The organism is Novosphingobium album (ex Hu et al. 2023), assembly GCF_022832385.1.
Lineage (GTDB): Bacteria > Pseudomonadota > Alphaproteobacteria > Sphingomonadales > Sphingomonadaceae > Novosphingobium > Novosphingobium album.
The window spans coordinates 45,757-70,765 of record NZ_JALHLE010000028.1 but is presented as its reverse complement, the minus strand read 5'-3'; the positions used below and the strand labels follow the sequence as shown (position 1 = coordinate 70,765).

General features: G+C 59.4%; 11 protein-coding genes. 8 read left to right on the top strand and 3 right to left on the bottom strand.

The genetic code is table 11. The features are described from left to right. The 3 genes from MTR64_RS16320 to MTR64_RS16310 all read right to left on the bottom strand — a co-directional run bounded on the left by MTR64_RS16320 (position 1) and on the right by MTR64_RS16310 (position 8,860). The gene (locus MTR64_RS16320) at positions 1-2,685 is read right to left on the bottom strand and encodes an ATP-binding domain-containing protein (protein ID WP_168176468.1); all 2,685 of its coding nucleotides are present in this window, start codon (positions 2,683-2,685) and stop codon (positions 1-3) included. 125 nt (positions 2,686-2,810) lie between these two features. Continuing rightward, positions 2,811-6,197, bottom strand: a complete 3,387-nt coding sequence (locus tag MTR64_RS16315) for a UvrD-helicase domain-containing protein (RefSeq protein WP_243995508.1) — start codon at positions 6,195-6,197, stop codon at positions 2,811-2,813. Beyond that, positions 6,197-8,860, bottom strand: a complete 2,664-nt coding sequence (locus tag MTR64_RS16310) for a PD-(D/E)XK nuclease family protein (protein ID WP_243995505.1) — start codon at positions 8,858-8,860, stop codon at positions 6,197-6,199. Before MTR64_RS16310 ends, MTR64_RS16315 begins: the two co-directional genes overlap by 1 nt. Positions 8,861-8,990: 130 nt before the next feature. On the opposite strand from MTR64_RS16310, the gene MTR64_RS16305 reads away from it, so the two are divergent. From MTR64_RS16305 to MTR64_RS16270, 8 genes are all read left to right on the top strand, one after another. Next, positions 8,991-9,875 (top strand): WYL domain-containing protein, encoded by an 885-nt coding sequence (locus MTR64_RS16305; protein WP_243995582.1) that lies wholly within the window; start codon positions 8,991-8,993, stop codon positions 9,873-9,875. After that, on the top strand, positions 9,872-10,486 hold the full coding sequence (locus MTR64_RS16300) for a DUF1819 family protein (protein WP_243995503.1): 615 nt from the start codon (positions 9,872-9,874) through the stop codon (positions 10,484-10,486). The genes MTR64_RS16305 and MTR64_RS16300 overlap by 4 nt, the downstream gene beginning before the upstream one ends. Before the next feature lie 2 nt (positions 10,487-10,488). Next, complete coding sequence (locus tag MTR64_RS16295; RefSeq protein ID WP_243995501.1) at positions 10,489-11,091, top strand: DUF1788 domain-containing protein; 603 nt, start codon at positions 10,489-10,491, stop codon at positions 11,089-11,091. Between the two features lie 3 nt (positions 11,092-11,094). After that, entirely contained in the window at positions 11,095-14,634 is a 3,540-nt protein-coding gene (gene brxC, locus MTR64_RS16290; protein ID WP_243995499.1) for a BREX system P-loop protein BrxC, read from the top strand. Next, positions 14,634-18,167 (top strand): BREX-1 system adenine-specific DNA-methyltransferase PglX, encoded by a 3,534-nt coding sequence (gene pglX / locus MTR64_RS16285; RefSeq protein ID WP_243995497.1) that lies wholly within the window; start codon positions 14,634-14,636, stop codon positions 18,165-18,167. The genes brxC and pglX overlap by 1 nt, the downstream gene beginning before the upstream one ends. Beyond that, the gene (pglZ, locus tag MTR64_RS16280; protein ID WP_243995495.1) at positions 18,160-20,667 is read left to right on the top strand and encodes a BREX-1 system phosphatase PglZ type A; all 2,508 of its coding nucleotides are present in this window, start codon (positions 18,160-18,162) and stop codon (positions 20,665-20,667) included. Before pglX ends, pglZ begins: the two co-directional genes overlap by 8 nt. Before the next feature lie 7 nt (positions 20,668-20,674). Continuing rightward, complete coding sequence (gene brxL, locus MTR64_RS16275; RefSeq protein ID WP_098108305.1) at positions 20,675-22,777, top strand: BREX system Lon protease-like protein BrxL; 2,103 nt, start codon at positions 20,675-20,677, stop codon at positions 22,775-22,777. Between the two features lie 304 nt (positions 22,778-23,081). Next, positions 23,082-24,887, top strand: a complete 1,806-nt coding sequence (locus MTR64_RS16270; RefSeq protein WP_243995493.1) for a hypothetical protein — start codon at positions 23,082-23,084, stop codon at positions 24,885-24,887. The last annotated feature ends 122 nt before the right edge of the window (positions 24,888-25,009 follow it).

Below are 25,009 nucleotides of genomic sequence, written 5' to 3'. Positions count from 1 at the left end.
TTATCGTTGCTGCCAATTATCTGTAAAATGGTGCTCTAATCTACGTATCGACGAAGGGGTGTTATCGATTGAACACAGTCCAAGATATGTGGCGGCACGCGTTGCACCGACATAAAGGTATCTTTCGAATAAATCTGGTTCATCGTACGATAGTCTGTCAATGCCTACGAAAAATACAGCCTCAAACTCCAGGCCCTTAATATGACGAACATCAAAGACCCTGATCTCGTCATCCCTGCCGATGATCTTGCCATCGACACAGGCGACGGCATGTAGATTCTGCTCCTCGATAACCTCATTCAGCGCATCTGTGAGTGGCCGAACGGCTGCCTCGTCGTGAACAAGTATCGCGATAGACGGCAATGTGCGTGGGGAGACGGAACGTTCGATCTCCGATAGCCGCTTTGCCAACCAGTGGGCGATGTCGCCGTAATCATGCAGGCCTGCAACAATTACTGGCGGAACTGCATCATTATTGACGTCGTCGGGCAAGCCGGCGTCCGCGGTCGATCCAGAAGCGGGATCAGCCAGTGCCTTGGCCAAGTCATGTAACTGTCGGCTTTGCCTGTACGCGATCGAAACCCGTTCGATCGACAGGCCGGGTTCGACCCATTTCAGACTGTCCTCGGTTCGGCTGCCCCATTCCGTGATGCGTTGATTGAAATCGCCGCAGGCGAAGAACGATCCGATCGGCTCGACTGCCAAGGCGCGCATGCAAGCAAGCTGCACAGGCGAAAAGTCGGGGGCCTCGTCCACGAGAATTTGATTGCGCTGGATATCGTGCAGAGCACGCAGTGGCTCATAGGCAGCCTGCTCAATGTTCCGACGCACGCGGTTATCCGCGAGCAAGGCATTGCCAGCGCGCAGCATCGCCAAAATCACGAGATCAGCTTCCAGCGGGTGCAGATCGCGGCCCGGGTTCGTATCGGGATACCAGCGCTCTCCGCGCTCACCTCTCCTGAACTGCCTGTATCGGGCGGGGATCTTGCTCAGATAGTGCCGAACAGGCGCGCTGAAGCGATTGAGGGACAACTGCCATCCCAACCGTTCGGCCAGTCCGCTGGCCTCGGCTTCGGTCAGGCCTCGATCTGCGATCCAGTCGATAACAAGAGCGCTTCGGGAGCTCGTCGAACGGCGACGTGTCTTGGCGCGCGCCTGAAGCCGCAGGGCAGCATAGTAAGCGCGTTGGGCAGCGGCCGGTTTGTTCGTCGACCGGTCTTCTTCTTCGTCCTCTTCGTCATCGAGATCATCGTCGCCGTGATCTGCCTGATTGTCCAAGGTGTCGAGATACGCGATCAGCTGCTCGAAAAAATTCAGGCCTTGAGCGCGTGCGCCAGCCTGCGCGCGCGCAAGCGCTGCTTTGAGCACGCTGTCGACATCAGCTCGAACACGTCCGAGAATGCGGCGAACGTCTTCACTTAGCGAGACGAGGGCATAGATACCGCTTGCCGGAGTGGATGTCCGTGCGCTTTGAATGGCTGTGCTGAGGCGCCCGCCCAGTTTTGCGATTTCCGCGTCCGTGGCGGCCGTCAGGATGGCAGAAGCGCTTTCGAGGCCTGACCAGAAATCGCCGTCCTGCTTGGCTTGAAATTGCTCAAACCAATCGATCGGCGATTCTACGGCATCTGCCGTTATGGTGGCCGCAGCATCCTTCAGAACGAACGGCCCGCCGCCGTTAGCGGTGCGCAAGATCGAAAGGTGGTTCCGCGCGAGTTCCTTGCGATGCCCGATCCACGTTTTGATCCGCAGATCCGACGCTGGCACATTATTTCTGCTGAATGCCTCTTTCAGATACTGCCCGAGTAGATCAGTCGGCGTGAACATGATCCAGCTCTGGCCGTGGGGCAGCGATGAGGGGGAAGCATCGACCAGGCTTTGCTCGTCCTCGCTCAGGCCATGTGGATCGAGCTTTTGCCCCAGACGGCGAATGAGCGTCGTGGTTTTGCCCGTCCCTGGTGGGCCGAGGATCAAGAGCTGCGAATCCAGCGACAAACGGAAGATGGCGTCTTGATACTCGTCCAGCACCGCTTGATCGCGCAGCTGCATCTTGTCGATGATGCCCCGCTTGCGCCCGATAGTGACATTGTCATCAACCTCGGCGGCCTTCAGCATGCGCTCGATCTCATCCAGCGCATCTGCAGGGGCATCACGCTCGGAAAGCAGACGCAGCAATGAGGCGATGGTGAGGGTCTTCTGCCCATCCGCCTCAAATATGGTGTCCCGCGAATCCCAGCCATCGGGGAGTGCCTCAGCGTGAAATAGAGTTCTCTCCACGACTTCAAGCGAGCCGCCCGGCACATCAATGTATCCCCCCGGGCGCAGCGAAGCCAGTCGCCCGACCGGCGCGTTGTAACTGGCGAACCGAACCCCGGCATCAAGTAGCCCGGAAGGTGCGAACCGCGAGATGTAGAAGATGGTGTGCTTGTCCGCCTCGTCCGCGGCGATCACCCTGGCAATAGCGGGTTCGCGTGACAGGATTTCGTGGCCATTGAGCATTTCTCGGCCGATCTCGTTGAGCTTCGCGACGGCTTTTCCAGTCGTGAGCGTATTCAACGGAGCGAGGCTCTCTGCCGATGGCCCCTTGAAGCGGGCGAGCTCAGCCCTGGCACCGGCCGCTACGCGATCAAAGATGCTCAATGCTTCTCGTGCAATATCACCGTTATGTTCGTCGCGATTCAGGCTCAAAGCTGTTCCCCCCATGAGCCCACATACTTGCAAGTAGGCAGCTCAAAATCTACCATAACTATCTCAGGATGAGCTATTAATTGCCTCGGCTGATTACGCCGCTGCCCATTTCAAGACAGTGGGCCTCAGGCATTGGCTTGAACTTCGATCGTCTGCCCAGAAGTCGCCAGCACGATTAGCCCGCGCTCGGTGCCGGTCATGTCGAGATAGGCGCGAACCTGCGCACGATAGTGCTCGATCGTCGCCGCAGTCGGCTGCACATCGCTCTTCCAGTCGATCACGACAGCAGGCTTGCCGTCGCTGTCGAAACTGGTCGCATCGGCAATGCCGACCGTCGCCTGCTCAATCCCTTCGACATCAACCGCCGCATAGACGGTCAGTTCGGGCACCAGACTGGGCCGCAGCTCGGCGATTTCCGGCAGGTTGAGGGCCCGCCCCACGCAGCCAGCGAGTTCGCCGGGGCTCAGGCCTTGCGCAGGATCGTCCATCACCGGCTGGCCGATTTCCAGGATCAGTGCCCGAGCCCGATCGGCCAACGCCGCCTCACCGGGATCGGTCTCGCCGGTCAGCACTTCTTCAAGCAGCTTATGGAGGATGAGCCCGCGTTCACGCCCACCCTGAACACTCAGCGCCGGCCCTTCGTTACCGGGCTGGCCGTCATTACCCGCTGCCCAGATCTCCACCGCTTCAGGCGTCAGTACCGGGCCGGCGTGGCTTTCATCGCGGCTCGGTGCGAGCCAAACGAGGCGCTGGCGCTTATCGATGATTGCTGCGGCTTCGGCGGCAAAGCTATCACGGGTCTGGATATTGACCGCTTGTGCCGCTGCCGCACCCATCCCTTCGGGCAGATGCGAAAGATCGAGCGCCTGCAGTTCGGCCAGCGATAGATCGACCAGCGAAATCCAGGCGGACTTGGACTGCGCCGCATCAAGACGCGGCAGCACCAGTAATTCGCGGGCACGGGTCGCCGCGACATACCAGAGACGGATGCGTTCGCGGTCGAGTTCCGCTTTTTCGGCGTCGAGCACCGCTTCATAGCCTGCCGGCTTCACGCCGAAGACCGGGCAATAGAAGGTATCACTGTCGCGGTCGGTGACGGCGCTATCTGGCGCCTTGATCCCAGTCATCGTGTTGATGGGGATGACGATCGGCCATTCGAGCCCTTTGGCGGCGTGCATGGTGTAGAGCGCAACTGCTTCTTCCTGCGCGTCCGGCCGCCCTTCGACGGCGCGTGTCTCGTCGGTCCAGGCCGCCGTCATCGACTCGGCAAAGGCGCGCAGTCCCCGCACCGCAAATGCCGAGGTCAAGCTCAGATAGAGATCAACATTGGCAAGCGCGCGCTCGGCCTGACCGCGGTGACGCGCCAACAGAATTGGCCGTACCCGTAACGCATCTATCGCCTGAGACAGGAGCTCATGCGGCGTAGTGCTGTTGCATTGACGCTGGAGCGTCTGGAGTTTCTCGATCGTCGCACGAGCCAGCGGATGCGCGATGTCGGCCGGATCGACGCCGAGGTCAAAACGCGGAAGCTTGTCGGGTGCATCCTCAGCGCGCGGCAGCGCCCAGATGATGTCGAGGAGTTGCTCTTCGGTCAGGCCGACGAGCGGCCCACGCAGCAGCGCGCCTAGCGCGAGGGTATCGCGGCGATCGGCCAAGACGCGGGTGAGCGCGATCAGATCCTGAACTTCCTGACGGCGGAACAGGCCTTTGCCGGCCTGCGTCGCGACCGGGATACCATAGCGCTCCAGGGCTTCCTCATAGCGCCACAGGTCGCTGCCGGTGGGCGCGAGCAAAGCGATGTCGCCTGGGCGACACAAGCGTCCCGCGCCAGTGCGCCGATCGAGGATCATTTCGCTGCCGATGAGCCGGGCGCACATTTGCGCGACGGCTTCGGCCTCGCCATCGCGCTGTTGCTCGGCCGACGCTTTGCCGTCCTCGCCTGCGACCACGACATCAAGTGCGGCAATACATAGCGCTTCCCCGCGATCGGCATGGAAGGGGTCGAGCGCCGTGAAGCCGGGTTGGCCGTCGCTAGAGAGCGGTCCCTCGAACCGTTCGTTCACGAAGGTCAGAATCGGCGCGCAGGACCGGAAGTTGGTCGAGATCGACAGGACGCTGTCCTCGTCCTGGGCGATAAAGGCATCGCGGGCACGGACATAGGCCGACACATCGGCGCCTCGAAAACGGTAGATCGCCTGCTTGGGATCGCCCACCAGGAAAAGGGCACCGGGGCGGATGACGAAGCTGACCCAATCACTCGCATCTCCAGCCTCCGCAGGCTCACCGCACAGGCGCCAGAAGATTTCGGTCTGGAGCGGATCGGTGTCCTGGAACTCATCGACCAGCACTTTGGAGAAGCGGCCGGCGAGCGCGCGGCGGACCTCGTCATGATCGCGCAGGAGATCGCGCGCCGCGAAGATCAGGTCGTCGAAATCGAGCAGCGCGGCGGACCGCTTATAGTCGCGGAAATGATCGAGCACGGGGCGCACTTCGCCGATCAGGTCGGCTAGAACGCGGCTCGCGACATTCTGGGTGAGCGTCTGCCATGCCGCACCGCATGCCGAATAGGCCGCTTCCGCTGCGAGATTGAGCCGCTCGCCATCTGCTTTGGCGAGACCTTCGCGTTTGGCCGCCTCAACCCATTTGCCCTTCTTCTTGAAGGCCAGGAACGTGCCCGCCTTGGTGCAGAGGTCGGGATGCGGCGGGAAGGTCAGCAGCCGCACGAGCCCGGCAGGCGTATCGATGGCGGGTCCGCCCTCAAGGCCATCCGCCATCTCCGCGAAGCGCTCGGCGAAGACCACCGTCTCTTCCTCGATGGCCGGCGCGGTGCGGATGAACTCCGCGAAAGCCGCTGCCGCCGCTCGAAACGCGGCGAGATGCGGAGCAAGCGGGTCTGCGGCGGGGGCGGCAACGGTACGCCGCTTGCGCAGATTATCGACGATCCGGTGGATGAGGCTAACTGTCTCACTTGGGCTGTAGAGTACCATCTCCGCGATAAGGCCGCCCTCTGCACCGGAGAGCCGTTCGCGCAGCCACGTATCGACGATCTCGATGAAGGCGAGGTCGGCCTGGTTGCGATCCATGACACTCGCGCCGGGATCGATATCGGCCTCGACTGGATAGGGTTTGATCAAGCGCTGGCAAAAGCCGTGAATGGTCGAGCAGGTGATCTCATCGATATGTGCCGCAGCCTCTGCGAGATGCGCCTTGTGCTGTTCGGAGAGCCCATCGGGAAAAGCGATCTTGAGTTCGGTCGGGATCGTTCCGGCAACAAGTTCGCTGACGAAATCGCGGACGCGCACAAGAAGCTCGCTCGCGGCCAGTTCGGTGAACGTCACCGCCGCGATCGATTTGGGCAGAGCGCCTTGCGCCAGCATGGCCGCGATCCGGCCTGCCATGACGGCGGTCTTGCCCGATCCGGCGCCCGCTTCCACGAGGAGCGACTGGTCATGGCTGCTGATCGCAGTACGGCGCGCAGCGTCGTCGCGCAGGATATTCAGAGCGGCGGTCATCACTGGGCCTCCCAGACCAGAGCAGCGTCACCGAGGAGATCGGTGGCGGCGGGTGTTTTGCGTTTGCAGTAGGTCGCGCCGGCATTGGCGGGCAGCGCGAAGGCGAGTTCGTCATATGTCCCGCCGGTGTCCGGCCCGATCAGCGCATGGCCAGCGCTTAGGCTTGCGCTCGCGGACTGGAGATAGCCGGTAAGCTCGCCAAGCGTCGCTTCGGGGTCGGCGAGCTGAAGGTCGGTCTCGGTACGCGGATACAGCAGCGAGGCGCTGATCGATACGTCCGCTCCCAGCAGGGCCTTCACTGCGAACGCATAGAGGCAGCGCTGCAACTCGCGGCCACCATCGATGCTGATATCGTCCTTGGGCGCTCGGCCGGTCTTATAGTCCCGGACGAGCGCGCGCGTGCCATCACCCGAAAGATCGAGCCGGTCGATATAGCCTTTAATGGCAAAGCCGGTTTCAGGGATCGCGACTGGGGTCGCCGCATCCCATGGGCTGCTGGCGCCGGTCTTGGGCGTGGCGCCGCCAAAGGCCACCTCCCCGTAGGAACGAGCATCGTCGAGGTGCTCGCCCCGATAGGTGAGCGCGCGTTCTGCAAGAGCGCGGGCATCATCGAGCGTGCGCCGCCAGATGACCGGTGGCGGGACTGCCCGCTCGCTTTCCCAGACACCAGCGACGCTTCCTGCGGCGACTTCGATCGCAGCGGAGATCTTGGCATCGTCTGCGATGGCGAGGCCACCATTGGCTTCGAGATCCTGAAGGGCAAGGTCGAGGGTCATGTGGACGAGATCGCCCATCGCCAATGCATCAAGCACCAGCGGGTCGGTGCCGCTTTCAGGCAGCTTCAGGCGCATGCCATAGCGCCAGACGAAGCCCAGTGGACTACGCAGGAGCAGCTTCAACGAGCTGGCCGATTGGACCTGCGCGAGGATATCGAGCAGCAGCGGATGGTCCGCGCGAACCAACCCGTCGTGCGGCGTAATGTCCTTGCGGTGCCAATTGCGCCAGGTGGTGAGCGCGCTGGCGGCTTGAATGTCGCCGGCAAACTCATCCGGCCGCGCCATCAGGCGGTCGGTCTCGCTGAAAGCATGAGAGGGCACGGCGTTACGACCGATGTAGATTTCGTCCGTAACCGGGCCGAGCAACGCGCTCCGGCCGAGCAGGCGCCCTTCGCCGTCTCGCCGCGCCCGCGACATTGTGACCTCGACCTCCGTCGTCGCCAGGATGGTCTCGAAATCGCGCCGATCCGCAGCGCCAATCGGCAGCGGATCAAGTTCGGCGGTAGGGATGATATGGTCGGAGATAAGGCGATCTTCGGAAATCCCGCGCGGCCAGCGCGAGGAATTGAGGCCGATGAGGCGCACATGGCGGCGCGGCGATGCCGCAAGCGCGCTGGCGGGCATCCATGCCGGCGACACGCAGACCTCAAGGCCGTCATCCTGCTTCAGATTCTCGAGCGTCGTATCGAGCGACACCGATGGGCCAGCAAGAAGTGCTTTGCGCCAGATCGCGAGCGTACGGCCGGTCAGGAAGGCAGCACCAACCTCATCGGCTGCCGCATGCCCCTTCGCGAGTAGATCGACGATCGCGCGCAAGGTCGCCGTGTGATCCTGCGCATCGGGCCAGTCCGCAGCCGTAAGACGAGAGAGCAACCGATCCCAGGCGCTGAGAGAGGCAAGCGGCGCGTCGGCCGGCAGAACGCGCAGCCACCCTTGCGGCAATGACTGGAACGGGCCGGCCTCTGATCCGCAGAGCGCCGCAAGACGGCGCATGCGAGTTTGTGAGAACCCGCGGATCAGAATATCGGCAAGCGCTGCAGCAGCCTGCCCCTCGCGGGTGGTGGTGACTTTGATGCCATGGACGAAATGAAGGTCGAGGTTGGCGTCCGCACGCAAGGCGAGGAAGTGATCGTCATAGTCGGCAGTCGAAGCGGCGGCGATGGCGATGTCGGAGGGATCGACGCCGTCTGTCACCATGAGCGCGCGCGCCCAGCGGATCGCCTCAACGGCTTCGTGATAGCCGGTGGCGGCGCTGACCATGTGCTGTTCCGGTGTCCGCGCATCCGAGCGGCGCACCTCGATATCGGTCTCGGCGAGCCACTCCGGGACGGGACGCGGTCCGGCGACCCATGCGACAGGCACATGCGCCGCAAGCGCCGCGAGAAGCGGACGCCAGCTTGGCGAAAGTTCGGTGATGCCGACGATTTCGACGGAGCCGAGAACCGCCGGAGCGTGAGCCAAGCGCTTGAGCGCAGCGGATGCCAGATCGGCGGGCCGCATCATTCCAGGCGGCAGCCGATCCTGAACGGCCGCTTCGAGGCGGGCAATCGACTCGAGGCGTGGATGTTCATGCGCGCGCGCGGCCAAATCGATCCCCGAGCGCCAGACCTTGTGGAGCGTATCAGCAGCGGCATCGATCATGCCCGGCAAGAGCTTGATGCCATCCAGCTCGCCCAAAGGCGTCTCGGGCACGACTGCCTGAATCGCGCTGCGCAGGCTTTCGTCGTCGATAGGCCGCGTGAAACCGCCCGCCAGTCGGACCGCGAGCTGCTCGAACGAGAAAATCTGCAACCCGTGAAGCCGCTGCCGGGCAGCATTGAGGCGCAACTCGCGCATCGCCAAACGGCCATGCGCGACGATCGTGCGCCGATTAGGATTGGTGCTCACTGCCAACTTCCTCCTGCTGTCTCGCCGGTTCCGCTTGACGCGACTCCATTGCATGGATAAAAACTATACGGGCATTACAGATATGTCCATATAGTTTTTATCCCCTTGTGACGTGAAGGAACCGAACCAGATGACCAGCGAGGGGCCAGTGCTGAAATGGGGCGTCGAGCGCCGCCTCGAGTTCATCGAGTTTCGGTTGTTCTGGGAGGGCGGTGTCAACCGCTCGGACATCATCGACACGTTCGATGTATCAGTGCCGCAGGCGTCGAAAGATTTGACGCTCTATCAGGAGCGCGCACCGCACAATGCGCTCTATGACAAGAGCGCCCGCCGCTATGTGGCCGGCCCGGAATTCGAGCCGATTTTCCTGAAGCCCGATCCCTATGGCTATCTGTCGCGCCTGCGCTCGGTCGCCGAGGGGCTGATCGAACTGGGCGAATGCTGGATCACCCAGGTGCCCGATACAGATATCGCGCTGACACCGCGCCGCGACATCGACGCCGAGGTGCTACGTACGATACTGGGCGCGGTGCGAGACGTGCGATCAGTCGATATCAACTACCAGTCGATGAGCAAGGATCGGCCCGATCCGATCTGGCGCCGCATGACACCGCACGCCTTCGGCTATGACGGGTTTCGCTGGCATGTGCGCGGCTACTGCCACATCGCCAACAAGTTCAAGGACTTCCTCCTGCCGCGCATCCTTGATGTGGGCGAGCTCGGCGAGGCTGGCGCGCCGGCCGATCAGGACGCGCTTTGGCAGGAGCGCTTCGGCATCGAGATCGGTCCGCATCCCGAACTCACCGAAAGCCAGAAGGCGGTGGTCGCAAAGGACTATGGGATGGCTGGCGGCTCGGCCGTGCTGACCGTCCGCTATGCGATGCTGTTTTACGTACTGAAGCGCCTCGGCCTTCTGGGCGATGCCGCCCAGCTGCCTGCCCGCAGCCAGCATATCGTGGTGGTCAACCGGGATGAGACACGTGCGGCCCTCGAAAAGGCGGAGTTCGCGCTGTGAATTCTGGCGCTCACGTACAACATCAAAAGTACCGGATGTCATTCAGCGTGGGCGGGCTGATGCTCAATGAGAGCCTGGCGATCGCCCATGCCTACCGACCCGGTGAGACCTGGGCTTGCGCTCGCGAGCGTTTGCTGGCGCAAGGTGCGTCTTCCTTTCCCAAATTGGCTTCGCAAACCCGCGCGCTGCGTGAGGTGTACGACCGGATAGGCCACCTCTCCGATGCCGAACGCCATTACCTGTCGGCAGAGGCGGATCGCACCGAGCAGCAGGCGGTGATGTGGCTGGCGATCTGTCGGACCTACCGCTTTGTTCACGAATTCGCGGTCGAGGTGATCAATGAGCGTTACCAATCCTGGCGACTCGATCTCGGCCATGAGGTATTTGACCGTTTTCTCGCGGACAAAGCGGAATATGATCCGAGCCTCGCGGCGCTGTCACCATCGACCGCCGCGAAATTGCGACAGGTCCTGTTCCGGATTTTACGGGAAGCCGGTGTAAGGAGCGTCGAGGGCAGAATTCAGCCGATCTGGTTGTCAGGGCGCATGACGCGGTTGATCGAGGAGAGTAATCTGGCGGATTTGCGGATCTTTCCCGGAAATGGGGGGTGACTGTGAGTACGAGACCTGATCGGCGCGCCCGTGCCGAGCACCTGTTCAAGGTGATTTCCAGTGAACGCTTCTTGCACAAGCAAGGTTTGGGCAACGAGGTGCCCTTCTTCATCTGCGCTTTCGATGCCGAAGATGGGCTGAACCTGCGTGAGGATCGCGAAGATCTGATCGCCCGGCTGGGGCATGCCGGTGTGCGCGTCCTCGATATCGACCTCTACGACCTTTCACTCAGGATCCTCGAAGACCGGGGGATCTTTGCGCAAATCCTCGAGATCGAGGCCGAGACGGACAAGGCCGAACTCAAGGAGCTGTTGCAAGGCGTTCTCGACCCGCAGGAACATCTCATTCCGGCGATTGCGCGGCGCATTGAAGAAATCTCGCACGACGTGATCTTCCTGTCCGGCATAGGCGAGGTTTACCCCTATCTGCGGTCGCACAACGTGCTCAACAACCTGCAAAGCACGGCGAAGGACCGCCCGACGGTCATGTTCTTTCCGGGGAAATATACCCATGCATTGGCGACCGGGGCCTCGCTCGAATTGTTCGGCTTGCTGCATGACGACAAATACTACCGTGCCTTCAATATCATGAATTACGAGGTCTGACCGATGGCTACTCTTTTGCGTGATATCTTTGCCAAACCGGTCGACCGCTCGATCGATGGCGTGATCAAGGCTGATGACAAGGCCAGCCTCCTGACCGAGCTCGATGAATATGTCATCACCAACGAGATCGGCGCCCGACTGGAGCAATTCCTCGACGCCTACAACAATTACGATACCGCGAATGGGGTGTGGATTTCCGGTTTCTTCGGGTCAGGTAAATCCCACCTTCTCAAGATGCTCGCTCTTCTGCTCGAAAACGACGAAGTCGAGGGACAGCGCGCCATCGAAATCTTCGAGCGCAAGCTTGCGGGCAACCCGATGCTGGCGGGCGCCTTGCGCAAGGCGGTATCGATCCCATCCCGGTCGGTATTGTTCAATATCGACCAGAAAGCGGATGTGATCTCGAAGACCGATGTCGATGCTCTTCTGGCTGTCTTCCAAAAGGTCTTTGATGAGATGTGCGGCTATTATGGCAAGCTCCCGCATATCGCGCAGTTCGAGCGTGATCTGGATAGCCGCGGCAAACTCGAGGCCTTCAAGGCAGCCTTCATGCAGTCTTCCGGCAACGCGTGGGAGCGAGGGCGTGAGCAGGCGCTGATGGAAGGCAAGCATATTGGCGCGGCCTTCGCGGAGGTCACGGGCGACGAGGTCAAGGATATTCTCGGCCAGTATCGCAAGGACACCAAGGTCTCGATCGAGGATTTCGCCAACATGGTGAAATCGTGGATCGATGCCCAGGGGCCGAAGTTCCGGCTAAACTTTTTCGTCGATGAGGTAGGGCAGTATATCGCAGACAACGTCAAACTGATGACGAACCTGCAGACCATTGCCGAAAGCCTGAACACGAAGTGCAAGGGGCAGGCCTGGATTGTGGTCACTGCCCAGCAGGACATGGGTTCGGTCATCGGCGATCTGACGGCGCAGCAGGAGAATGATTTCTCGAAGATTCAGGCGCGCTTCGCCAACCGGATGCCCCTGAATTCCCAGGACGTGGCCGAAGTCATCCAGCGCCGCCTGCTGGCCAAGACCGAGGCTGGCCAGATTACCCTTGGCAATCATTATGATGCTGAGGAAAACAACATGCGCACGCTGTTCGACTTCGGCGATAACTCCTTCAAGTTCAGGAATTTCTCCGGAAAGGACCAGTTCGTCGCGAGTTACCCGTTTCCGAACTACCAATATGATCTGTTCCAGCGCGCGATCATGGGGCTCTCGCAGCATAACGCGTTCGAGGGCAAGCATAGCTCGGTTGGCGAGCGCTCGATGCTGGGCGTCTTTCAAGAGGTGGCCAAGCGGCTGGCCGATACGCCAGTCGGGGGTCTCGCAACCTTCGACCTGATGTTCGAGGGGATCCGGACCGCGCTGAAATCATCGGTCCAGCAATCGATCCAGCTGGCTGAAAAAAACTTGGGCGATGATTTCGCGGTGCGGGTTCTGAAGGTCCTTTTCCTTGTAAAGTACGTCAAGGAATTCAAACCGACTGCGCGTAATATCGCGATCCTCCTGCTGTCCCGGTTCGAGGCGGATCAGACCGAGCAGCGCCGCAATATCGAAGAGGCCTTGTCGCTTCTCGAGCGCCAGACGCTAATTCAGCGCAACGGCGAGGTCTACGAATTCCTCACCAATGAGGAAAAGGACGTCGAGGCCGAGATCAAGGCGATTGCGGTCGATCCCGCCGAAATCGAGAGCCAGCTCGACGAACTGGCCTTCGGTGCGATCCTGCGTCACGGCAAGATCAAGCATGCCGGTACCGGTATCGACTATGCTTTCACCCGCAAGCTCGACGGGCACAGCCTGAACCGGCAGCAAGAGCTTTCGGTGAATATCATCTCGCCCTTCTGCGACGACTCAGACGAACCGGATGTGGTGCGTTCGAACAGCATGGCCAGCGATGAGATGGTCGTCCTGTTAGGGCGGGATGTGCGCTTCACGCGCGATCTGGTCCTTTGGCTCCAGACCGTAAAATTTGCCCGGCAGGTCACGAGCGGCGAGGCTCAGCCCGGCCGTGATCGCATCATCGCGGAAAAGCGCGATCAGAACACGCGCCGTGAAAAGGAACTGGTCCAGCGGCTGCGCAGTCTGATCGCGGACGCGCGGCTCTTCGTGCGGGGCACCGAACTGGAAATCGGGGGTGAGGACCCGCAGGATCGACTGGTCAAAGCCTTCCAGGTCCTGGTGGACAAAGTCTACACCAGCCTGCCGGTCCTGCGCGGCGCGACCTACACCGAAGCTGACCTTGGGCGCGCAGGCTGCGTCGATGGCGGACTTTTTGGCGGCGAAGGCAGCGGCCTGACCGAAGCCGAGCAGGACGTATTGAACCATGCCCAAGCCCAGATGCGCCTTGGCACACGGGTCTCGGCCAAGGCTTTGGTCGAGAAATTCGGCGCCAAACCCTATGGCTGGCCCACCATCGCGGTCCTGTGCCTGACCGCGAGCCTTGTCGCACGCGGCAAGCTTGAGGCGCGCGCCGACAGCAGCGTGCTGGAAGGGGATGCCCTGATCCAGGGGCTGCGCAACAGCCATGCGCTTGGAAATATCCTCCTCTCGCCACAGATCGAATTCACCGCCGCCCAGATCCGAAAATCGCGCGAACTGTTTCAGGAGCTGTTCGATCTTCCCGCCTCGGGGAATGACGCGCGCAGTCTGGGTGCGGAGTGGCAGACGCAACTGCGCAAGCTGCTTGGTGATGTCGAGCAGGAGAGTCGCGCCATTGCAGCCTATCCCTTTGCCGCCGCCCTCGATCCCCTGCGCACCTTGTTGGATGGGATGCGCGATCAGTCTGCCACCTGGTTCATCACCGGCCCGATAGGGCAGGAAGACCAGCTTCTGGATGCAAAAGAGGATGTCTTCGACAAAGTCCGCAGCTTCATGCGCGGGCCGCAAAAAGCCATCTATGATGAAGTGCGTTCTTTCCTGACCAGGCAGGAACAGAACCTTGGCTATGCCGAAGGCACCACCTCCGACAAGCTGCGTCAGGTTCTTGAGGATCCGCAGTGCTACAAGGGCACCGCGATTCAGGAACTGAAGACGGATTTCTACGCCCTGAAGGAGCGTATCGAGCAAACCGTTCTGGCTGAGCGCACAGCTGTCATCACGGCGATTGACGAGGTTGCCGGAAAAGTCGCCCAGACTTCGGAGTTTGGCGCACTGCCGCCCGAACAGCAGGCGCGCATCCGCGAAGAGCTTGTATCGCGGAAATCAGGCCTAGCCGCACAGAGCCTGATCCCGGCCTTGCGCCATCTGGTGACTGAAGTGCGTTCCAACCTTCTGGCAGACACGCTGACGCGCATTGCTGAACTGACATCTGCACCAGCTCCGACGCCCGCGCCCCAGCCCGAACCTTCCGGTGGCGTAGCCGAACCTCAGCCAGCGCCATATGTGCCACCGGTACCGGCCAAGCCCCAATATATCAAGGCGCAGTCGATCACCGTCCCCTTCGCGAAAACCTATCTCGAAGATGAGGACGATGTGACCCGCTACCTTGATGAGATGAAAAAGACCCTGCTGGCCGAGATCGGCGCGGGCAAGAAAGTGATTGTCTGATGGATACCAACGCCCTGAAGAAATTTGCGCAAAGCGCGCGCAACCTGCTGATCGATCAGGTCACTGCCCGGCTGGACATGGTGCTGGCCGAAGGCGCAGCGGCTCGCCGCGAGCATCCCAAGGCGATTGCGAAGCTCGAGGCCGCCGCCAACAGCAACCGCGCCCACGTGATCGAGCAAGCAGCCTACACCTGGTTCAACCGCTTCACCGCGCTGCGCTTCATGGATGTCACGGGCCTGACCAACCCGCGCGTGGTGTCGCCTGCCGATGGCGCCACCCGGCCAGAGATCTTGGCGGAGGCGATGGCAGGCAACCTGCCGGATCGCGCCCGGCCTGAGATTGCCGAATATCTGAACGGTACACGCCCCGCCCATGATGGGCAGGCGGAGGCCTATCGGCTGCTGCTGATCCATGCCTGCAACGAATGGCACGGCGCGATGCCCTATATGTTCGAGCGCGCCGATATGCTCGACCGGGCCGAGGATTATACCGAGCTGCTGATACCCGACGATCTTCTGTCGCCGGACAGCATCCTTGCCCGCCTGCGCGAGGTGATGACGGAAGAGGCCTGCCAGGATGTTGAGATCATCGGCTGGCTGTACCAGTTCTATATCAGCGAGAAGAAGGATCAGGTCTTTGCAGGCCTGAAGAAGAACCAGAAGATCACTGCGGAGAATATCCCCGCCGCAACACAGCTGTTCACCCCGCACTGGATTGTCCGCTACCTGGTGGAAAACTCGCTGGGGCGGCTGTGGCTGCTGAACCGTCCGCAATCGAAGCTGGCGGCGAAGATGGATTATTACATCGCGTCGGAAGAGCCGGAGACGGATTTTCTGCGGATCACCCGGCCCGAGGATATCCGCATCTGCGATCCGGCCTGTGGCTCGGGCCATATGCTGACCTATGCGTTTGACCTGCTCTACGAAATCTATGCGGAGGAAGGCCATGACTCGGCCGAGATCCCCGGCCTGATCCTGAAGCATAACCTGACCGGCATCGAGATTGACGACCGCGCCGGTGCCTTGGCGGCGTTCGCGCTGTCGATGAAGGCAGCGGCAAGGCTGGGGCGGCGGCGTTTCCTGCGGATGGAGGCGAAGCCCGACATCGTCGTGCTGCAGGATGTGCGCTTCACACCTGCCGAGATGCAGGACGTGGCCGCCGTGGTGGGCAAGGATTTGTTCACCGATGAGCTGCGCGAGACGCTGACGCAGTACGAGCAGGCCAAGAACTTTGGCTCGCTGATCGTACCGAAACTGCGCGACCCGGTCGAGGCGCTACGGGTGGTGGAGGCGCGGGACTTTGGGTCCGACCTGCTGCTGAAGGAGGTGCAGGCGCGTGTTGTGGCCGTGCTGCGCATGGCTGAGGCGCTGTCGCCCAAGTATCATGCGGTGGTGGCCAACCCGCCGTATATGGGCGGCAAAGGGATGAACAGTAAGTTGGATGCATTCGCGAAGGAACTCTATCCTGATTCAAAATCAGATCTCTTTGCAATGTTCATCGAAAGATCTGCCGAATTGTCTTTCGCAAAAGGCTTTGTCGGTATGATCACCATGCAAAGCTGGATGTTCTTGTCACGTCACCAAAAGCTGCGCGAAAAAGTAGTCTCTAGTATTCCGATTAGGTCTATGGCCCATTTGGGAACTGGTGCTTTCGACTCAATCGGAGGAGAAGTCGTCTCAACTACCGCTTTTGTGCTTTGCAAGGATGGCTCCCGCGAGTTTGCAGGGGATTTCATCGATCTACGCGATGGTCGCTCAGAAGCAATTAAATCAGAGAAGCTTGGCCTCGCAGCAAAGGGTCTCGCACCTTTCAAGCGCGCCAGTTCTGAGACATTCGAAGCCATTGAAGGCAAGCCGATTGCCCATTGGATCTCGGACAACTTTAGGTCCTGCTTCGGCAAACTTGATGCCGTAGAAGATGTATTTAAACCAGCAGTCGGCCTCAATACGGGGGATAATGACCGCTTTCTGAAACAGTGGTTTGAAGTTGAATTTGCTGACATCTGCTATGATGCATCGAGCATCGAAGATGCTGCCTCGCGCGAAGACAAGTGGTTTCCCTACAACAAAGGCGGGGGTCATAGAAAATGGTATGGAAACCAAAGCCATGTTATAAACTGGCAGTATGATGGACAAGAGGTGAAGGACTTCGCCACCCATAGGAATAAGGGAAAGCACTGGTCGCGCTACATTCAGAACCTCGACAAAATGTTCCTCGAATGCGTAACCTGGTCCGACATTTCGACAAGCTCTTTTGCAGCGCGTTTTTCGCCACAGGGATTCCTGTTCGATGTTAAGGGCTCATCGGGTGTCCCACATCACCCGGATGATTTGAGCCCTGTCCTAAGTCTTCTTTGCAGCAGCCTGATGCCGCAATTTATGCGTTGCGTGAATCCCACTTCGACGTTTCAAGTCGGTGACTTGGCTCGTGTTCCCTTCACGAAGCCAAGTCAATTTCGCAATTTGCGTGTGCATGACTTGCAAACTATTCGATTTGCTAGGTCTGACTGGGACGCCTACGAAACCTCGTGGGACTTCACCACCCTCCCGCTCCTCCAGCCCGAGCACCGAGCCGAGACGCTCTCGGCCACCTACGCCAACCTCCGCGCCCATTGGCAGGGCATGACGGACGAGATGCAGCGGCTGGAGGAAGAGAATAACCGCATCTTCATCGACGCCTATGGCTTGCAGGATGAACTCACCCCCGAGGTGCCAGTCGAGGAAATCACTCTCACCTGCAACCCGGCCTATCGCTATGGTATTAAGGGTTCGGAAGAGGACCGCGAGGCGCGGCTGCGCGAGGATACGGTGGCCGAGTTCCTCCACTATGCCGTGGGCTGCATGTTCGGGCGCTACAGCCTCGACGCGCCGGGCCTGATCCTCGCCAATCAGGGCGAAGGGATTGAGGAATATCTGGCGCACGTGCCGGAACCCAGCTTCGCGCCCGACCGCGACAATGTCATCCCGGTGCTGGATGCTGACTGGTTTGCCGATGACATCGTCACCCGCGCCCGCGATTTCCTGCGCGTGACCTTTGGCGAGGCGAAGTTCCGTGAAAACCTCGCCTTCATCGAAGCGGCCCTCGGCAAGGATCTGCGCAAGTGGCTCACGAAGGATTTCTTCGACTATCACGTGCGCCGCTACAAGAAGCGCCCGATCTACTGGATGTTCTCCAGCCCCAAGGGCAGCTTCAATGCGCTGATCTATATGCACCGCTACCGGCCTGACACCGTCTCGGTCGTGCTGAACCAATATGTGCGCGAATTCATCCACAAGCTGGAGGTGGAGCGCACCCGGCTGGAAAAGCTGGCCGTCGATCCTGCCGCTACGCCCGCCCAGCAAACAAAGGCGCAGAAGGAAACAGCCACGGTTATCAAGCAGATCGCCGAACTGACCGAATGGGAACGCGATGTCGTCTACCCGATGGCGCAGCAGAAGATCGCCATCGATCTGGATGACGGGGTGAAGCGCAACTATCCGCTGTTCGCCGGTGCACTGAAGCCGATCAAGGGGCTGGAGGCTGCGGATGACTGACCGCATCACCGCCGGTCTGATGCGGCTCTATGAGGATCAGGGCCATCGCATCGTCTTCTGGTATGACGCCTCCCGTGATTTGCGCGAGGCGTTCGATGCGGTTGACCTGCCCGGCGTGACCAAGCTGGAGATCGCCAATAATGAGTTCGGCCTGAAATATCGCATGCTGCGGCGGGAGCCGAAGGCGCGCTTCCTGCTCTACAAGGACGGCCCCGAGCCGCCGATGGTGGAAAACTGGCTGCTGGATGTGCAACTGGCCAGCGCCGTGTTCCGCGCCGATCAGGCGGCGATCTGGGTGGCTGATTTGGGCATCCCGGCGAAACACGAAGCCGCCGTGCGCGACCACGCCGAATTCTACCGTTCGGGCAAGCGGCTGGAAGCGTTGCGCGCCATCGAGCGCGAGCGGCCATCGCAAAGCGCCAACGATGTCCGCCGCAAGATGCTGGCGGTCTGCGCCGGTGTGGATGGTGATCTCGATACGGTGATCGAGGCGTTGCTGGCCGAACTAGCTGACGGCCATGATGATGTGTTGAAGCTGGTGGATCGGGTCGGGCTGGCAGAGTTCTTCTGGAAGGAAGTGACAGCGCGTTATGGCTATGCGGCGGATGCGCCGGATTTTCAGGATTTCGCCATCACGCTGTTTTCCAGCGCTTGGGCGCGGGCCATGGGAGAAGCTGCCCCCCTGAACACCGATGCCGCGCTGATGTTCCGCCGCTGGAGCGCGTCGCGCCGGTGGGGTGAAGCGTTCGAGAAGCTGTCGGGCGATTATAAGGATGTGCTGAAGATCAGGGACAATCTGGCTTCCCGCGATTTCCGCACCCTCATCCCGCATGATCATTTCGAGGAAGTGGATCGGCGGATCGTCGTCGCCATCGTTGAGGGGCTGGCCCGACAGAGCCTGTCCGCGACAGATGTGCTGAAATGGGTGCGCGATCGCCGCCAGAGCCATTGGTTTAGTCGTTACGCGGATGTCTATCAGGCCATTGGCTATGCGACCGAGTTTCAGCAGGCGCTGGCCGAAGCTGATTTGACGATGATCAGCCTGTCCGATGGTGTGAAGCGCTATTCCACAAGTTGGTTCCGGCTGGACCAGCTTTATCGCAAGTTCATCTATCACATGCAGAAAAGCGGCCAGTCAGGGCTGCTGTCAGCGCTCTATGAGGCGGTTGAGAACCGCTACACCACGAATTTCGTGCTGAAGCTGAACGATGCCTGGCAGGATCAGGTTGCTCGTCTGACCGATTGGGTGGTTCCAGGCTTCCCGCGCCAGATGGATTTCTACCGGGAACAGGCCGCCGAGTTTCGCCGCAAGGACCAAAAAGTCGTGGTGATCATCTCGGATGCGCTGCGATACGAGGTTGCCGAAGAGGCGCTGCGAGAGATCCGCAAGCTCAACCGGTTCGATGCCGAGCTGAAACCGATGATCGGGGTTCTGCCCAGCTATACCCAGCTCGGCATGGCGGCGCTGTTGCCGCACCGGCAACTGGCGATCCGCGACGACAATGATCTGGTGCTGCTGGACGGTGAAAGCACCATGGGGGCCGCCGCTCGTGAAAAGGCGCTGGCGGCAGGCAGGGCAGGGGACCGGGTAAAGGTTCTGGCGGCAAAGGACTTCATGAATCTGGGATCGTCCGAGGGCCGGGATCTCTTCCGGGATCATGATGTCCTGTACCTCTATCACAACCAGATTGATGCGATCGGCGACAAGCTCGCCACCGAGGAAAATGTGCCGGCGGCGGCGGAAACGGCCATCGAGGATCTGGTGAAGCTGGTTCGCAAGCTGACCTCGGCCAACTTCTCGAACATACTGATCACCGCGGATCACGGGTTCCTGTGGCAGCACAGGGCTCTGGAGGAGAGCGGCTTTGCACTGGGCGAGCCGGAAGGCGAGGTGGTGACACGCAATCGTCGTTTCGTGATCGGACGAGGGCTCGGCAGCACGGGTGGTATGAAGAAGTTCACGGCCGCCGAGCTTGGCCTGGGTGGAGATCAGGACATCCTGATCCCCAACTCCATCAACCGTCTGCGCGTCAAAGGGTCGGGCAGCCGCTTTGTCCATGGCGGAGCAAGCTTGCAGGAGATCGTCCTGCCGGTGCTGCGCGTCGGCAAGCAGCGCAAGGAAGATGTCGGGCAGGTGTCGGTGCAGATCATCCCGCCGGCCCGTGCCCAGATCACCACAGGGCAGATCCAGATGACATTCTATCAGGCCGAGCCGGTGACCGATAAGCAGCAACCCCGACAGGTCCATGCGGCGATCTTTGCCGGAGATGGCACGCTCATCTCCGACGAAGTCGAGTTGGATTTCGATTTTGTGTCCGAGAACCCGCGCGAGCGCGAGCTATCGCGCGGCTTCCTTCTGTCCAAGTCAGCAGACGCCTATAACAATCAGACGGTCTTCCTGAAGCTGCGTACGCGCATCGGCAAGACCAGCCATTTCGACGATCACGCTTCGCAGCCCCTGCTGCTGAAACGCGGGATCAGCACAGACTTCGATTTCTGAGGTGCCGATGTCGACCCTTGATGACAAGATCAACGAGCATTTTGCCGGTTTCGTAGTCCGCAAGGACCTGGTGAAGGCCGTGAAGGGGAACGCCATCGTTCCCACCTATGTGCTCGAATACCTGCTCGGCCAATATTGCGCGACCGACGACGAAGCCTCGATCGCGACAGGCATAGAGACGGTCAAGGATATCCTGCGAAAGCATTACGTCCATCGGTCCGAAGCAGGCTTGGTCCAGTCGACGATCAAGGAGCGTGGCCGCTACAAGGTCATCGATCAGGTCAGCGTGGCGCTGAACGAAAAGACCGATGCCTATGAGGCGGTGTTTGAGAACCTCGGGATCAAGCGGGTCGCGATCGACAGCGCCACGGTTAAAGCGCATCCCAAGCTGCTAGTGACGGGTATCTGGTGCATCGCCGATGTGCAGTATGAGTTTTCGGAAGACAGCCGGATATCTCCCTGGATCATCGACACGCTGAAACCGATCCAGATCGCCCGCGTCGACTATGATGGCTATCGCGAAACACGCGGCAAATTCACCACCGACGAATGGATCGACCTGCTGATGCAGAGCATCGGCTTTGATCCGTCCATGTTCGGACGCAGGTCAAAGCTTTTGCAGCTGTTGCGCCTAATCCCATTCGTCGAACGAAACTACAATCTCATCGAGCTCGGGCCGAAGGGGACGGGCAAGTCGCATATCTATTCCGAGTTCTCACCCCACGGCCAACTGATCTCTGGCGGCGAAGTCACGGTTCCCAAGCTCTTCGTGAACAACTCCAACGGGCGGATTGGCCTGGTCGGGTATTGGGATGTCGTGGCCTTCGACGAATTCGCCGGGCGCGAGAAGACGGCCAACAAGGCGCTTGTCGACATCATGAAAAATTACATGGCGAACAAGCAGTTCTCACGCGGGGTCAACCCGATGGGAGCGGAAGCGAGCTTCGCCTTCGTGGGCAACACAGAGCACAACGTTCCATGGATGCTGAAGAATACTGACCTGTTTGAGGCGCTCCCGCCGCAGTTCCATGACAGCGCGTTTATCGATCGACTGCACGCGTATTTGCCTGGGTGGGAAGTAGGCATCATCCGGGGCGAGATGTTCACTTCCGGCTATGGCTTCATCGTCGATTATCTCGCCGAAATCCTTCGACACTTACGCGCCGAGGACTTCTCACACCGGCCGGATCAGTTCTTCACCGTACCTGTTCAGACCCATATCCGGGACCGCGCGGCGATCAACAAGACGATGTCCGGGCTTCTGAAGCTGATTTTCCCGAATGGCGGCGAGACGGAAGCGGAAGTCGAAGAGCTTCTGAGATTTGCTATTGAATGCCGCAAGCGAGTGAAAGATCAGCTCTTGCGAATCGACAGCACTTTCGAGACGGCCAATTTCTATTACATTGCTCAGGATAGCTCAAAGCACATTGTCACGACGCTGGAGGAAGAGGAGTTTTCTCAATTATACCATCGGCGATCTGTTGGTCATGGCGAAGCAACCGGAGTACAGGAGAATACAGCGCCGGCTGAAGTTCAGCCCGCCAAGGTCCGAACCCGTTCTGAAACGCCAGCAAGCAACGCCTCCTCAGCGATTATCCCAAAGCCTGGGCATGTCGTCTTCGCCGAGAACCGCAAAGGTGTCAGTTTCGACAAGATCTTTGGCCCTTGGACGGATGGGGCCAAAAGGATCATCATCACGGATCCTTATATCCGCAAGTTCCATCAGGCGCGCAACGTCATGGAACTTATCGAAATGCTGATCCGTCGCAAGCAGCCGGAAGATCAGGTCTCAGTCCATCTCGTCACCGCAGCAGAAGATGTAAACATTCAGGAGCAGCGGGAATGTCTCGACGGGATCGCGGACGCTTGCACGGGCACGGGCATTGAATTCACCTGGGCCTTTGATGGAAGCGGAACGCTGCACGCCCGTGACATCACCACTGATACCGGATGGAAGATGGTTCTGGATCGAGGGTTGGATATCTTCCAGCCAACACCCCGCAAATTGAATGGCTTCTCCCTTGGGGAAAGAATGCAAGACCATCGTATGGTTCGCGGCTTCTATGTGACCTACGTTGAGAATCCTGTGATAAACAATGAACCGTTTTGAATTGTGCCGCCGCAGCGGGCGGGAGCAGAGTGACATGCCCCACCTCGCTGCCGGTTTTAGTAAAGATCGGACGCCGAGCGCGCTGCGCTGTGCGGTGGAGGGCAGCGGGACAGCACGTGGGGCCACATGGCCAAAATCGCAGCTTCGGTCCGGCGGGGCCATGATGGGGGCGTCACATAAAACGAACCATCCAGTACCAAGCCAACAATTTTTCAGTGCCACGCACCATGCTAACAAATTCGGCTTGCGGCACCTCCGAAGGCACGACATCTGTCGATCTATTCGACATTGACCCGAGGGAAGAATGGCCGACGCGATAGGACCGCAGTTATTAAAGCGAGCGTCTGAAGGTGAATTGGATGCTGTCCTTGCACTCAGCACACGGGAAGAACTCGATCCACTTGTGCAAATAATTACGTCTAAATTGACAAATTTTCTGGTCGTCGATTCATCTTATGCAACTCACAATCCCGACCATACTAAATATCACACAGCGATTGGCAAAGAACTTCGTCTCTATGGCGGCAATACGATAGCCAATATTGGGCGCGGAGGAGAAGGCCCTGCATACGATGAACTCGTGTCCGACGTTTGCAGGAAGTTGAAGATTCCCTTCGAGAAAGGGCAAACCCTCCAAAACGAGTCAAATCTGCTCGATATATTTCTTGAGCAACGATGGCTCGCACTGACGCCAGTCGAGCGAGAACAATTGGCCGCCAATGCCCGAGAAACGGCACTTGGACGCACTTCCGAGAAGGGCTGGTACTTGAAGGCTGGCGCATCGGCCCTAATGATCCCACTGTTAGCCTCTGGCGGTTGGGGACTGCTCGGCATCTCAATGCTTGATCCGAGCTACAAAGTGACTGTGCCATGCGTCTTCCATATCGCCTACCTTCGACGCAAAATCATTGGTGAGGGACGCGGGTTAAGTGTTGCTCAAACTTCACTTCGCGGCGTACCCGAAACCGCAAACTGTGGTGACGTAACAGCCTCACCACCGGAAATCGACGATACCAACGAAGTGGCCCTTCTCTCAATCACCGAAGTGTCTGATCCCGGGCATCAAGCGTGGCACTGGATCGACCCTGGTCACGATGGCGTTAGCAGGCTGAACTCGATCATACAGACTTTACCTGCCGTTGGCACAGCCGCTGAGATCGCCGGCGCAACGGGAACAAAATACATGGAGGTCGTTTGTAATGGCGACCTTGCCGAGGCAGCAAAAGGAGGCGGCTTTAGGGCGTTTGCCATTGGTTCTGATGGAATCAAAGAGCATGCAAACCTCTTCGCAACGGATAAGCTAGCGGCAATTGCTAACGCTTCAGCTCTGATGAACATTGCGTCCGTCGCACTCGCGCAAAAACACCTCGCGGATATCAGCAAAAAGCTATCTGACTTGAAGGATGACGTAGAAAGAGTCGTCTTATTTCAGCAGGATGGCCGTCGTGCGATCCTAACAAGCGCAATCCACTATTTTGAACAGATTGCGCCAGCAGTCGCCGCTGGTGAGCATTCAGCCAGCGCACTAGGGCAGATCGAGCGTCACGAAGCCGACCTGATCCAAGTCCAGCACCACCTTCGCGGAGACCTGACCGCAGGGATGCAGAAACTCGAAGCCGCCAAAGACGAAGGATGGTTCAGTTCCGGCCAATTCGTCAATGTCGTAGCGAGGCAACAACGAGAACTGGGCGATCTATTACAGCAGCTTGTGTTGTGCCTTAGGGCGCGGGCGCTTGGATGGCAGCTTATGTGTCAGTTCCCGGGAGGGGAGATTGGCAAACAGCGTCGCCGGGAAGACATTCTGCAATCGCTGAAGGAATTTGATGACCGCGGAGCAAACCTGGCAGCGTTTGATGCCAAGTTGCGCAATAAGCTTGAAAAAGCATCATCTCTCTGGTCATCGGGAGAAATAAACAGGCGAAAATTAGAGCTTCTTCGTTACGCAGACGAGACGCTCAAAGCGCTGTCGAGAGACACGGCCAAGATGGTGCTTGCAATGGCTGACGTTGATGAGATGCGCACCGCGTTACAAAGGCCATTCCGCCTCAAGTTAAAGGTCAGAAATGGCCAGATTGTAGGCGCAAACGATTTTAATTCATCTGAGGCATAGATTATACATAATGAATATCTGTAGAGATTATTCACACGTCGTGAATTTAAACTATTAGATGAGAATGGGGTGCAAATGAATAATAGAATATTTACAATCATGGCCTGTTCTGCCTTGATAAC